The sequence below is a fragment of the Anaerobiospirillum sp. NML120449 genome, from assembly GCF_023051105.1.
In the GTDB taxonomy this organism is placed as follows: domain Bacteria; phylum Pseudomonadota; class Gammaproteobacteria; order Enterobacterales; family Succinivibrionaceae; genus Anaerobiospirillum.
On sequence record NZ_JALKIL010000030.1, the window covers coordinates 42,593 to 57,255 of the forward strand.

Sequence of the window (14,663 nt, forward strand, 5' to 3'; positions counted from 1 at the left end):
CATTAGGCGGACCTGACTCATGGTTCACTGCAGGACGATACTGTGGGCCTGATTTCATACTGCAGATCCTGTCATATGGCACTCAAAACGTCCTTATCCGGCCCAGGATCAGGCCCTGTTACTGCTATTTACCAGGGCCCTGCCAGTCTTGAGTTTCAGGCATGTATATCACATTGTACAACTTGCTCTGAGTTCAAAGTCTGTATCCTGGAAAGCCCTGTGGATATACTTTTCATAGATACAGACTTTTAAAGGGGCTTGACTAGTGATAATTCACGGCGCAATGCGGGTTTGAGCGCAGATAAAAACCCCTGTGAGATCGCAATTCGGCATGCTTTAACAACAAAAGTTGCGAGGCAGATCCCGCTTTTGGGATCACGTTTGAGGTTTTTGATTCCAGTTGTGCATAATGTTTTTGACGCTGGCCTGAGCCTTATGCAGCGTGCCTGTGGTCCGAGGGCGGTCTTTGTACTCAAGGCTGCGCCTGAGCAGCCAAAACGATTTGTCTGGAGGACGGTCATGTCCTTGCAGCCTGCTCTGTAAGCTGCACCAGTTCATAGTGAAGTATCCCCGGGTCCTGCCATGGTACTGTCGCACTGACAGCATGCCCACTGGCAGCTGGAGTGCCTGTTCCCGGTTTAAGGCGCATGGCATGAGCCATGTTAAGGCGCCCCTGATTTTCAGTTTTGCTCCTGAAGTCAGGTCATGCAGTACTTTCTTTCCTGATTTTTAATGCGCTGCTACAACAGAGCTGTCAGCACAGTGAGCCCCGTCAGGGGCCTGGAACAGCTGGTACTGTTAAGCATTCCCTGTATTTCTTAAGCATCCCTGCAGCCTGCCCCAAAGGCAGACTACGCCATATCCTGATTAATGCCCCTGCTGTCTGTCTAAACCATTACACCAGCAGTGCAGCTGCAATTTGAGTTGGCCTTCCGTGCAAGGACAGTCAGCAAGAGCTGATGAGACTTAATAGCTACGGGGCTCTGCCCTCAATCATCACAAGGAGAAGATGAAAGGGGCAGATAAATACCTGAACTGACTTTGCAGGTTCAGGTCTGAAGTGGTTTCACCGGTCCCTTTGTCTGAAGGTAAATGCCTGCCTGACCAGAACAGCCATTTTATTTTCCGCTGGTCATAGGCTTTTGCTCACTGAACTCAAGGACCTGTTTTTTGTCTTTCCCAGGAGTGTGTCACGTGAATAAAAGTGAATTAGTAGCCCGAGTAGCCGCCAAGTCCGGTCTGTCCAACACTGCCTCACACAGTGCTGTTAACGCCTTTATGGAGTCTGTCAAGGATGCCTTAGCCAGTGGCGACAATGTAACCCTCATCGGTTTTGGTACTTTTGAGGTACGCGATCGCGCTGCCCGTACCGCCCGTAATCCACGTACCCGCGAAGAGATTACTATTCCGGCTTCCAAGCTCCCAGCATTCCGTGCCGGAAAGACCTTCAAGGCCCAGGTTAACGAATAAGACAGTTACGGCAACGTACCTCAGGTACGCCGCTTAACTGCCGGCGTCTGTCCGGGCACCATACGGTGTCCGGTCAGACGCCTTATTTTTGCCTGCCGCCGCGACCGCCACTGACGCCTCCAATCAATCGCTTCCTCGGTTCATCAATCTGCAGGGCACACCATAAGTTAATCAATCTTCAGGGCGATCCCTCAGCTTGCCAATCTGCTGGGCACTCCATCAGTTCATCAGTCTGCAGGGCGCTCCCTCAGCTTGCCAGTCTGCAGGGCACACCATCAGCTCATCAGTCTGCAGGGCGATCCCTCAGTCCATCAATCAATCGCTCATCCAGCCAGAAATCGATCAAGTCGGCCATCCCCCTGCAAAACTCTGCTTTAATAAAGCCCATCCCTCCTTTTAAAATCTGCCCGGCATCTGCTCTTGTCATTGTCCGCCAACTCATGTATCCCGACCCTATATGCAAAGTCCAGGGCGTCAGGCCTGATAAGCAGGCGAGCCCCGCTGTCAGCTGTCTTAAATAACCAATGGTCCTGCGGCCAAGACGCCAGACTGATGCTTTCTAAAACCAGCTGCTCAAATATATGCACAGGACGCGTTCACTGCCTGAGGCCGGTTTAAATCTGCCTGACTCAGTACTGATGTGACCTGATAAGCTGGCGCTCTGTGTTTGTGTAAGTCTCGTGCGTTTGCAGATCAGGAGCCAGCATCTCTGAGCCACACATGACGGTCATGAGTATAAGGCAGCTAAGCAGGCGCTCATTAAGCACTGCTATAGTGTCCTATGCTGACCTGACAGCAAAACTCCTGCAGACATGGCTGCCAGGACTTACAGGTCATGACAGCCATGGCCTGGGTGTTATGAGAGCGTAGCCCGCAGCTGAGCCCGCACCTGTCGCCACAAATCGTGACCGGCATCTGAACACTCATGCCCGGGCCTGACTGTACTGAGCCTGTCACAGGTGATGCTTTCTCTGCATTGCTGCAACTGGCATGAAGTCCGGGTTTATGGACCATGGCCAGCTTTTATATGGTACGGGGCTATGCTAATATTTAGCCCTGCTGCAAAACCGGGCCAGTGCCCGTTATCAGGCAGCTTTTTTTTATTGTGTTAGTGGCAGTTCATCATCATCACAGTTGCCAGCAGATCAGCAAAGACCATGTTCTGCTTTACTCTGAGCGTGACTTTAAGTTCTGGTCAGGCACGGTGATGAATTGCGGGGAAAAGTTGATGTTATCGGACAAATTACGCGACGGTGCCAATTCCAAGGCCTTTAAGACCTTGCTTGCCCTGATCATTGTTTCTTTCGTGCTCACCGGTGTGGGCGGCTATTTAATCCCAAGGCTCAATACTGATCCTGTCACCGTAGGTGATTACAAGATTTCCGCCAATGAGTGGACCAATCAGTACAACCGTCAGGCCAACCAGCTGCACCGTATTCCTAACGGCTCAGATCTGCTGGAAAATCCTGAGTACGTTGCCAGCCTCAAGAAGCAGGTTCTGGAGCGCATGATCGACAATGTTGCCTTCAATGCTGCTGTATGGGATATGGATGTACGTATTGGCGACGAGCAGGTACGTGATGTAATCCGCAGAAGCCCTGCATTCCAGAAAGATGGCCGCTTCAATAACGAGCTCTATCTGGCCAGCGTTCGCAACATGGGCATGAGCCCTGACTATTACGGCGAGCAGCTGCGTGTTTCTCTGATGACCGAGGCTGTTGCCCGTCCTGTTATCACTGCCTCAACAATTCCTCTGCCATTTGAGCTTGATAATGTAGCCCGCATCATTTCCCAGTCCCGTACTGTGGATCTCTACACTGTTGATGCTGCTGACATTGAAAAGGGCATTACCGCCAGCGACGAGGAAGCAAAGGCTTTCTATGACGCCAACCACAACAGATTCATGGCCCCGGCCACTGTACGCTTTAACTACCTGCTCCTGTCAGTAAATGATCTGCGCAAGGAAGTTGAAGTTACCGATGAGAAGCTTGAAGAGTACTTCAACATGTACTCTGAGGACTTCACCCTGCCGGAGCAGCGCCGCGCAGCTCACATTGTTATCCGCAAGGGCAGCAAGGATTACGACAAGCGTCTTGCCGCTGTTGAAAAGGGCATCAAGGACGGCAAGTCCTTTGCTGAGCTGGCAAAGAAGTATTCTGATGACAAGGCCACTGCCTCCAAGGGGGGCGACATGGGCCTGTTCTCACGTGGTGAGATGGCTGCCAATCTGGATGCTGCCGTATTTGCCATGACCACTGCAGGTCAGGTAAGCGACCGCATTGATGATGAAACCGGCGCTCACTTTGTAAGCCTCACTGAAATTGTGGAGCCACATGCTCCAGAGCTTGCTGCAGTCAAGGACAAGGTCAGAGACGCCTACATCACCGCTCAGGCCCGCGACCTGTACAACCAGCGTGTTACCACCATGTCTGACCTCTCTTTTGAGAACCCGGACTCTCTTGACGTAACCGCCGAGGCTCTCAAGCTTGAGATTAAGAACTCCGGTCTGCTCGATCAGGGCGATACCAAGGCTGCATGGCCTCTGGACAATGCTGCAGTACAGGGTCTTGCCTTTAATGAGGAAGTTTACAACTCAGGCGTTAACAGCCAGGTTATCTCCATCGATGATGACAACTCCATCGTAATCAACGTTACCGAGCACCACGACGCTGCTCTGCGTAACTTCGATGAGGTTAAGGCCGATGCCGTCGCCATGGTCAAAAAGGACAAGCTCAATGTTGCCATCAATAAGGCTCTTGAGAAGGTCGCCATGGCCGTCACAAAGGATGAGAATGCTGCCCTGCCTGAAAACGTAACTGCCAGAAAGGGCGTTGTGCTCTCTCCATCTGTTGATGCCGTAGGTCCTGAGTTCAACCAGGCTGTATATGCTCTGCCAGTGGACACTCAGAAAGCCTGGGTGATTGCCTCCAACAACGGCACCGAGACTCTGGGTGTACTGCGCAAGGTAAGCGAGCCTTCTGCTGAAGACCTCAAGACCTATGCCGAGGTTATGAACGTTCCTTACGCCCAGTACCTGAACATGACTGTCCAGAACAGCCTTAACCGTCAGGCCCGCACCCTCAATGACATTGTCTACAATGACGAGGCCATCAACCTGGTAACCAGAACAGCTGAGCAGGAATAGTTCCGCTCTCACTAACACTTTCATCCGCCCCGGCCGCAGGCCGCGTGGCGGCCCGGGCCGGACAGCTTTGCTGCCGGCCCTTTTTCTTTTCCGCACCACAACCGCCATCATCTGCTCCAACCGCAAAGCTGGGCACTACCCCGCCTCTCAGGACCAGAGCATCCCAGCAAAACCTGCCATGCCATCAGTCGCGGCCGAAGCTCCAGAATATTAGAATGCATCCATACTGAATAAACCTTGTACTCACATACTGCATCGTGCACGCGCACTGATGGTGCTGGAGACTATGGCAAGGTTTTACGTAGTATGTCAGTTACAGGCAATGGTGCCACCCTGGTGACGATACAGGGACTCTCTGTGAGCTGTGCACATCATCAGCAGACAGACTGAGCACGGGATGTCGGACTGTTTTACTTGCAGGGTCAGCTGCAACTCTCATGAAGCTGACCTGCGGTGGGACAGGTTTGCAGACTTGCAGAATTGCAGACAGGACACAGTATGGCCAACTGCGCTGTCTGGATTACCGGGAGACCGACTTTGCCGTCTGGATTACCTGGCGACCGACAGTGCTGTATGGGTTTCATGGAGGCCGACTGTGCCGTCTTGATTACCGGGAGGCCGACTGTGCTGTTTGAATGCAGGTCATGGTGGTCCTGCAAATGTGCCTGCAGGAAGTGAGCTGATAGTGGTTACCTTAGAAGAGTGGCAGGACTTACGGGCCGGGGGTGGGCGATTATCACATTGACGGGCCATATACAACTGCAGCGGACTGCCATGTCAGTCGTGCCTGCTCAAGGAGCCTGGCAGGTTTTTGCCTGGTTTTGCTCACATTTATCAAGGTATTTTCATGCCTGTATTGAACATTATCAGCTTGTATGGAAGTGTTGCGATGACGGGCGCAGTTACCGGGTTTTTAGGCTTTTGACCGCATAAATTCAGCACTTTTCAAAAATTATGGCTCATAATCTGTCATTAAAATCCCTGCCTTCCAACCAAAAGTACTACCGGGTTTTCATACCCGGGATAAAGTCCCTTGCACAGGCGATCGAAGATGAAAAGCTGCTAAGAGAATATTAAACCAAATGTGCAATTCGTGCATTTAGCCTTAAATATGCACAGTGCCTGATAAACTGGCTGATTTTGGCCCTATATGCGTTTGCATTGCACCATTTTTGACCGTGCCGTGCACCTTAAAAATGAGGCACAGATCGCAAGATTTTTTGATTCTTGTCCAACAAGTGGACAAATCTCATGACGATCAGGGCATATTAAGCAATAAAACGCAAGTAACTTACTTTTGTTGAACCGTCCTTGCTCCCCATAAAGTCGCACAAATTTAAAGTCACATATCTGCAAAGCCAGCTTTAATGTATGCTTATTCACCGCAATAAAACGCAACTTCCCTGACTTTGCAAAATTTTACGCATGATATTGGCGTATTGACGAAAAACCGCAGAGACTTTTAGAATCACGTACAAATACTTAGTTCTATCTGCCTTAACTTACAGGCTTAATTTGTTATCTATAGACAGCAGAACATAAAGCCCCGTCAGAGCTTAATAAGGTATCAACAGTACCGGAGCTCAGACTGACAACCACAAAATCTGCTGCAGCCTCCTCTTTTGCCCGCATAACTCACAAAGGGTACTGGTTAGTGATTCAGGAAGGCTCAAACATCTCAACACACTTGCATACCACAAGAGATAATTTTGAATAATGGGCATCAGGGTTAACTACAGGCTCAATGGCTATAGCCTGAAAGATTAATCCCGGGGAACTGGATCCCGGATCAGTTGCATGGCCACAGCAGAACTTCCATGACATAGCCAATGCTATGGCCTCAGATCATACGAGAAACGGCAATGCCCGGGGGCATGAGTGATGCCAGTTATGTATGTACTGCATGGCCATTAAGCTCATACGTTTAGGGCTTTCTAACGACAGCCACTGGTGCACTCATGTGCGGGTGCTTTCCTGCACAGCCAGTCAAACGTCGACAGTGCCCTATGTGTCTGCTGCATACTGCATACTGCATACTGCCTGTACATACTGCATACTGCCTGGCCGCTGCTGCCGGCCCTGAGAGCATACTGCCTGGCCGCTGCTGCCGGCTCTGAGAGCATCATCCCGGCGCTGCTGCGCTTGTGTTGTGTTATCAAACACTGAGGATTACTGGCTGTTAATGATTTATTCAAACTCTCTCCAGGAGCATGACTCGACCAGCTCCGGGCGATTTCTGCGCTCCTGAATGAGCGCAGCTGCCTGCAGTTTTTCTTTATGAAATTCGCAGCTGCGCTCCAAATCGCAGATCAGACATCCGGCATGGTAAAGCATAAGGAGATACGTGCCTGGTATGACAACAATCAATCTAATCAACCAGTGCCAGCAATGGCACTAAAACACAGAAGGTAACAAGATAACCTGCCATTCTCTGGCCGGTATAAGAGTATTTTTACATCCCTGCCTGCCAAGCAGGACCAAATGGCTCTGTCTTTCTGCCAGGAAGAGCCTGATTTTCCCATTTAACACCCCGTTTTGAGCATCAGTGCCTAACCCTGCGTGTACCCATAACAATATTCACAAAGGCCATGGCCATAACGGTAAACAGTGACGGAGACAGTGACCGGGACCGTGATACTGACCTAATCAGTGACCGGGACACAGTTACAGTGTCATCCCTCCTGTATCAGCTGACTGCTATGCATGAAGTTACATACAGGTCCAGGAGGTCTCACTTACCGCCACAGTTCCCCCGTTACCCCAACTCTGTATTCATACCTGCGCAGGCACCTTGCACACAGGTATGACAGTAAGCTGCAGAGAGCTCACAAACGGGCGCACCAGGCATCAGAGTACGAGATGCTCATCAGGTGCACAGTCCGTATACTTATGCCGGAATACGGACTGACAGCCGTTATGCCGTGATCTGCTCTCAGTTAAGGGAGCTGCGGTAAAGGAGGTAATAATATGTACTCAATGAAACAGGCATGTGAACAGCTGGGCATTAACTACGACACTCTCAAGTTTTACTGTCGTGCCGGTCTGGTTCCGGATATCAAGCGCAACAGCAACAACTATCGCTATTTCAACGATGAAGACATTGCCTGGATCCGAGGCCTGCTTTGTCTTAAGCACTGCGGCATGGGCATCAGGGAGATGCGCTCCTTTGTAGAGCTGTGCCAGCTGGGCCATCAGAGCATTCCAGAGCGTCTGCAGATTCTGTCAGAAAAGCAGAAAGCCCTTAAAACTCATATTGCCGACCTCAAACTGGCCCTGGACTTTATTGAGTACAAGCGCCGCAGCCTGAATGAGGCTCTGGAAAATCAGCAGGATGCCACCATGCTGCTTACCTCTGACAACAACGAGAAGTTCCGCTTCAGCGAAAACCGCATGCGCTAACGCGTCACAATCTCAGGCTGCCTGCATCAAAGAGGACCAGGCAGCACTCTTCCAGCATAATGCAGAAGTGAAGCAATGAACTAATGAAGTAATGCTCCGCCAGCTGGCAGACTAATGCTGCCGTCGTGGCACAGGCCACACGCTAACCAGTACTTTATGTAAAGTGCCCACGTAGTAAAGTGCCCACGTAGTAAAGTGCCCACGTATACCATGGGCATTGCAGGCGCTTTAGCTGGCATAATACATATCATTATGTAAAGCACAGGCCAATATTATTGTGATTACATGGGTAAGACTGGTAGTTTTACCATATATTATGTAAAGCATCATGAGCCGCCTGGTCAGAACCTCAGACGCAAGTTCAGTGTCGATTAAGATACTGTTGGTGGCGGAGGTGGAAGCACGCAGTATGGTGGCAGGTCATTGGCCCAGAGCTGACTGGTGTCAAACAGTGGGTACAGGTTATGCTTTATTTGCTGTTATACAAATTACTTATGCTATGAAGTCAGCGCATGTTGCCAGTTCACGGCTGGCGCTGCGCAGGGCATGCCGGGCCTCAAGTGAGGTCTGAAGCTGATGCCTGAAACCTGTCGCTGAAAAAAATCAGGGGCCGACACCAGCCATGGTGTCGGCCCCATTTTTTCGGGCCTGTATTTGTCATACAGCATGCAGGAAGAATTCCTTCGTGTTTGCTGCGGCCAGAATTGTTATGGCTATTGCCCGATGGCATGCATGCCCGCCTTCTGTGTTATCTGCAGCTAATCCAGGTGGTATATAACTAAAACGTATTAACCATCTTCTTAAGCAGGTTGATCGATCTTACGTTATGTCTCTTGTGACCCTCTGCGGACAGATGACGGTAACCCTGCTCCTCTATACCCTTACAGCATTTATTGTTATTCCCCTTTTTGACTGGATATTCACCAGATCCCGCTATACAAAACAGCATATGATGTCCATGGATGAAGTAAAGCGTGAGTATAAAGAACAGGAAGGCGATCCTCATATAAAATCTAAAAGAAAGCAGTTACACAGAGAAATGCAAAATCAGTCTAAACTCGACCGTACCCGTAAAGCCAAGGTACTTGTGGTCAACCCAACCCATTAAGCTGTAGCCCTTGATTACAACAAAGAGAAATGCCCACTGCCATACATGCTGGCAAAAGGTGAGGGTGATATGGCCAGGCGCATGATCGAAGTTGCCAAGCAGGAGCGCATTCCAATCATGCGCAATGCCCCTCTTGCCCGAGCTCTCTTTGCCGAGGGCAATGAAGAGGAAGTCATACCTTCAGACATGCTCATGCAGGTGGCAGAAATCCTGCGCATCGTAATAGCCATGAGATAGCCATAAAAACCATAAACAGGGGTCTGTTCCATGCCTGCTCACAAGTACAATGCACTGGCATGCAATTGGAGGCGTGACACGCTCTGCATGCCGCTTTTCATGCCTGCATTCATGCAACCGGTATAACAGCCTGTCTGTCATCAGTCAGCTGGGCACAGCTGGAGTCTGAAGATGCATGTCATTGACTGCTGATAACTACGCAGCTCAACCTGCGTGGAGCCGCAGCACAGTGGTGCGAGTGACAGCTGCAGGTTTCTTTCTGAAAATCCAGGCTGCCCATGTACTGAAATTTTCCCTGTGCATTGGCCTGTTTAAGCCATTTGTTAAATTTATGGAAAAAGATTTTTCAAAAAACATAAAAAAGCGCTTGCACATGAACGGAAATTCTATATAATGAGCACCGTTCCAGCGACTGAGCCTGATGAAAAGGTTCTTCGCAAGTGCGGTGAGATGTCCGAGTGGCTGAAGGAGCACGCCTGGAAAGCGTGTATACGGTAACTCCGTATCGGGGGTTCGAATCCCCCTCTCACCGCCATAATTAAGCAGCTTCGAGCTGCTTTTATTTTATCTGCCTCATAGATACTACATTTCAAACTTCAGCTTCGGCCTAACCCCTGCCGCAGTATCACCTCTTCCCCTCACCTGCTAAAGCAGTTAAGCACCTTCCATTCCCCTCGCCATCCCCTCCTCATCCCCTTGTAAGCTCCTCGCGGTCCCATTGCCATTCCCTCGCAAGCCTCTTGCAAGGCCTTCGTCATTCCTCGCTATACCAGCGCAAGCCACTCGTCATCCCTCGCAATCCACTTGCAATACCATCGAGTGCTCTTTGTCTTACAGCTTAATGCCCCTTGCATTCAGGCCAGCCAGCGCAACTTTTCCGATATTTCTTTCGTATACCCAAGCCGCCTCATACCACGCGCATGCTGCAGCATGCAGCGTCACTGGCATCAATGCGTCTGCCATAATGGGGCCTACACCATTCTTCACATAAATGCAGGTCATTCAATGCAGCCTGGAGTCATCTTGTATACCGTCCCTGACGTATTTGAAATCCCCTTTGAACTCTAATCTGCGGCGGCTGCGCTCTGCACAGGAGCCATAACAGGCCCGAGCAAATTGCAGCAATGATTATAAAATCCCAGTTAAGCCAAGGTATTATGATTGTATCGTTACCAGTAACATAAAATCATTCAGATAGCTCAACAGTACGGCAATGTTACGTAACATATACTTGATACAGCCGGTCAATTTGTACGCTGAAAACGTTGTCATTTGCACTGGTTTGGATCTTTTCAGACATTTTTAGTCTTAAGACTGCTCATATTGGGGATATTGTGTTGCAAAGCGCAGCGCTATGGCTTAAATTAGCGCCCGCTGCCCGCAATGACTGCCCGCATGTACTGTACTGACATCCTGATCTATCTGGAGCACAAAGCAGTAACTCATGAGTGGAGCCGGTTATGGCAGTGAATAATTTCTCTCTATTTTGTTAAGTATTCTTATGAGGCGTGCCACTGGGCACCTGATGATGCTTCAAAAGATGACGGGCTTTTACCCTGGTTCATGCATGCTGTAGTCAGTCATATCTTACGGCTGGCTAAGACCTGTACAGTGGGCATTCGCTGTATCTGACGAGCATGAAAAGGCTTACATGTGAGCTGTAACTCATCTTTGAATCAGCATTATGGCATTCATGCCATAATAACGCTATCATCTAACAGCTGCCTGAAAAGGTGCGCCGCATATTAAGCAGTATGTCAACCAGCTGCATTATCAGACAACTGCTCCCCTGTAAGCTCCACAAAGTTCTTAAGGGTTAATGAATCACTTACTGAGCTGCCAATCTGCCTGACAGGCACAAGGGCATGCCATACCGGTCCGGAGTCCGGTTAAATCAATACATAAGGCCATGGCTGCGGTTTATCTGCCATGACACATGCTGCCCGAGCCTGCTCTCTCTTTAACAGGGCCGGGATTCAAGTTTTAGCTTAATTGAAGTATCTGCTGCATACTTCCCGGAGCACAAGAGCTCCATTTTCGGTTTTTCTTTTATGAACAAGTTTTCTTCACTGTCTACTAGCGTCCTGCTGGCTCTTCTGACATCATCGGCTGCCGTTGCGGCATATGCCAGTGGTGCAGAGACTATTTCCAGCCGCACTACTGCACGCTCAACCGACAGCACTGAGAGTAACAGCCAGCGCCATGGTGCAAGCCGCGCCCGTAACCCTGAAGAGGACCTTGAGCCTCATTCTCTTCCTGTAATTAATGGCACTTATGGTCAGCTCAGCAACGAGTTCATTATGACCTCTGAAAATGGCACCTATATTGCCATGGCACCGGCATCTGTAAGTAAGGATCCATTCCTTGAAGACCTCGATGACAGTCTGAAGCTGGATGCAGACGGGGCTACACCTGCCCCGCACGGCTCACTGGACTCTTCATCCCTGCTGGCATCAGCAGATGCTGCTGTGAAGTCATCAGCAGAAGGGGCTGCTCAGGCATCTGCCCCTGCACCGGCTCCAGCCAATGCTCTGGCTGAGTCTGCAGCAAAAAAGGGGGCACTGACCTCTGACGAGAGTAACAGCAAGGAGCAAAGATCAGACAGCGACAAGTCAGCTGAGGATAAGAGCTCTGCCAGCAGCACTGTCGCTGCAGGCAACCTGCAATTAAGCCTTAAGCGCTGTGATCATGTTATCGCCCTTATTCCTGAGCAGATGACAGCTCAGCTGCCGCAGGCAGCAGCGCAGCCTGCCCCTGCTCCCGGCAGTGTAGATGATCTCAGTGGAGTTAAATCACTGCTTCCGTCAGGCTCCAACTACAATAGCTTAACTGACAGGCCTGACGGTGCTGACAGTAAATCAGCCCTTGCCGGCATGGTCGGATCATCAGACAAAGGACAAGTCAGTGGTTCCGGTGATGCTGACGGCTCTTCAGACACCATGGACTCAGATATGGCTTCACAGGGCCGTCTGAGTGTTTCCTTTGACTATCCTGAGGATATGAAGGAAAGCTATATGGTGGCCGGTGACTCAACTGTTATCAGCTACAGCTCTGATAAGACCAACTTTATGATAACCCTTAAGGTGACTCCTCTTGATGAAAGCCAACCGCTTTCCTACAAGGAGTTCCGTGATGGTCTGCTCAAGCGCTTCAGAGACAAGGAAAACATGCTCTATGGTGAGTACGAAGAGGTCAGAGCACTGCGTAACACCTCTGAGGCCATAGAGTGGCAGAACAAGAACCCAAGCGTTTTTGCTGCTCCTATTAACCCTCACGATCATTATATGGAGCTGGTGTTCTACGCATTCCTGAAAAAGGGCGAGGACGGTGTACTTCCTGATATGCAGAACTACTTCTATGAGCGCAATATCGTAAGCCACAACACCATGGCTACCCTGCGCTGTGAGCTGGTAGGGCGTCAGGTACAGGCCGCCAATGTCAAACAGCAGTTCGAAACCCTCAAGCCTGTTTTTGAGCGTATTCTGGACAGCTACCGCTTTGACTTTGAGTACTGATGTACTCAGGCGAACCGGGCCAGCCCAGTTCTAAACCACATAATACCTGTGCTTTCAGGGCCGCTATCCAGCTGGATAACGGCCCTGATGCTTTATAAAACCTGAAATATAGAACCAGAACCTGTCCTGCCAGTCTGCGCAATGAGAAACACCTCTTCAGTACCGCTCAACACCATGCTGAACCTGCCCTGCCATACCCTGCCACACAGTCACATCCCAACAAGATAGCGCTCTCGATTTCTGATATCTGAATGATTACCCTCTCTGCGGTCAATCACTTCATAAGCAAAGCTATAATGCCCATACCCCCACAAGCTGAGCGAAATTCCCTGCTGATAAGGTACACAGTTTCTCCTGACCACAGCAGCAAGAACAGTTTCTTCAATCCGCTTGCAAGACAAAGAACTCCAGCTTCTGGCCTGCCTGTCCCCAGCAGTATCAGTGCTCATGGATTCTCCAGAAGAAACAATCAATACACAGCAGCTCATATGGCCTTGCCACTGTAGCAGTCAGGACTAATGCAATACAAAATTGCATATGAAGAAACGATACAGCTTATCCGGCTACGATTAGACTCACGCCTGAATTCACAATCTCTCTTAATCGCCTCCCCAATACACTCTACAAATCCATACATAACGCATTTACTTCATTTCCATATTTCAAAATATTAAATATGAGTTGCATGAGCGGCGGAGCTGATAATAGCTTTGCCATGTAACTGATTAGCTGTCTGACTTTAAAATGCTAATTTTTTGTGTAAACAACTTTGTTTATACATTAAATTTTTTCCAGCTCTAAAAATCCTGTTATCCAGTTATGCAGCATGCCCCAATAATGTGCACATTTTGCTGTGCAACTACATGCCACCTACACAATCCCCATACAGATCGCATAAACAACTATTACAAGAAAATGATAACATGTATCTATCAGATATTGACATGCAAGATTTGTATGGTAAAGTGACCATCACAAATTTAATACAGAAATAAAATTACTGTGTAAACGATAATATAACAAGTTCCGCCGGTGCCCCGTCTCTGTGTGTGAGGGCGGGTTCCACAACACCGGCGGCATCCTATCAGCAGAGCTTGCGGCTCTGAGCTGTGCGCCACAGTTATAAGGCGCAGCTGATGAAAAACACCTCAATCTGCTCTAATAAAACGAAAGACGAAACGAAAAACGTGGCTGCAGGGGATCTGCCATGATCCCCTGTCGCTTATTAACATAAGAGTACTATCATGGCATTTATGTAAATACCAATGTGTCCTCCCTTCATGGAAGATGACAGCTTAATAATGTACAGAATCAGCTTAGTACAAGCTACCAGCGTCCTTCCTCTGGCACTCGTATCAATTCTGCAAAGGACGATGCAGCGGGTCTTCAGATCAGCTCCCGTCTGACCTCGCAGATAAACGGCCTTGATTAATACGCGTTAATCAACAAAAAAGCCCTGAGCTTCGATGAGCGCAGGGCCTTTTATTTTCAGCTCAGACTGGCTGAAAAGCTATATAAAAGTATTGTAAATCGTCAGATTAGCCTAACAGGGACAGACCGAGCTGTGGGCGAGTGTTAGCCTGCATGAGCATGGAGGTAGCTGCCTGCTGGATGATTGACTGCTGAGACAGATTTGCTGACTCTTCGGCGAAGTCTGCGTCACGAATCATAGCCCGGCATTTAAGCTATCTTCCATAGCTAAAGCCGCATAGACAGGCCATTCATTTTTTTTACCTCGTATTTAATTCTATCAAACTGAACAGCCGTATATGTAGAAAAGCTACATAAT

At 49.4% G+C, this 14,663-nt stretch carries 6 protein-coding genes, 1 tRNA gene and 3 pseudogenes; 8 read left to right on the top strand and 2 right to left on the bottom strand.

The window, feature by feature from the left end:
* The first annotated feature begins 1,194 nt into the window (after positions 1-1,194).
* From MXE41_RS09070 to MXE41_RS09100, 7 genes and pseudogenes are all read left to right on the top strand, one after another.
* Positions 1,195-1,470, top strand: coding sequence for an HU family DNA-binding protein (locus MXE41_RS09070; protein WP_246978379.1), 276 nt, complete (start codon positions 1,195-1,197; stop codon positions 1,468-1,470).
* A gap of 1,228 nt (positions 1,471-2,698) precedes the next feature.
* Positions 2,699-4,615 (top strand): SurA N-terminal domain-containing protein, encoded by a 1,917-nt coding sequence (locus tag MXE41_RS09075; RefSeq protein WP_247100271.1) that lies wholly within the window; start codon positions 2,699-2,701, stop codon positions 4,613-4,615.
* Between the two features lie 2,967 nt (positions 4,616-7,582).
* Positions 7,583-8,014: a MerR family transcriptional regulator gene (locus tag MXE41_RS09080; RefSeq protein ID WP_246978382.1), complete on the top strand. Its 432-nt coding sequence runs from the start codon at positions 7,583-7,585 to the stop codon at positions 8,012-8,014.
* A 787-nt stretch (positions 8,015-8,801) separates the two neighbouring features.
* Positions 8,802-9,359 (top strand): annotated as a pseudogene (locus MXE41_RS09085) (EscU/YscU/HrcU family type III secretion system export apparatus switch protein).
* A 175-nt stretch (positions 9,360-9,534) separates the two neighbouring features.
* Positions 9,535-9,753 carry a hypothetical protein gene (locus tag MXE41_RS09090; protein ID WP_247100272.1) on the top strand — a complete coding sequence of 73 codons (219 nt, stop codon included), beginning with the start codon at positions 9,535-9,537 and terminating at the stop codon, positions 9,751-9,753.
* A 50-nt stretch (positions 9,754-9,803) separates the two neighbouring features.
* A tRNA-Ser gene (locus tag MXE41_RS09095) sits at positions 9,804-9,894 on the top strand.
* Positions 9,895-11,410: 1,516 nt separating this feature from the next.
* On the top strand, positions 11,411-12,874 hold the full coding sequence (locus MXE41_RS09100; RefSeq protein ID WP_247100273.1) for a hypothetical protein: 1,464 nt from the start codon (positions 11,411-11,413) through the stop codon (positions 12,872-12,874).
* 209 nt (positions 12,875-13,083) lie between these two features.
* Here MXE41_RS09100 and MXE41_RS09105 read toward each other — a convergent pair whose 3' ends face one another.
* Positions 13,084-13,347 carry a hypothetical protein gene (locus tag MXE41_RS09105; protein ID WP_247100274.1) on the bottom strand — a complete coding sequence of 88 codons (264 nt, stop codon included), beginning with the start codon at positions 13,345-13,347 and terminating at the stop codon, positions 13,084-13,086.
* 776 nt (positions 13,348-14,123) lie between these two features.
* Between MXE41_RS09105 and MXE41_RS09110 the strand changes: the two are divergent.
* Positions 14,124-14,303, top strand: a pseudogene (locus MXE41_RS09110) (flagellin); the annotation flags it as partial.
* Between the two features lie 109 nt (positions 14,304-14,412).
* Here MXE41_RS09110 and MXE41_RS09115 read toward each other — a convergent pair.
* A pseudogene (locus MXE41_RS09115) lies at positions 14,413-14,550 on the bottom strand (flagellin); the annotation flags it as partial.
* Positions 14,551-14,663 lie beyond the last annotated feature (113 nt).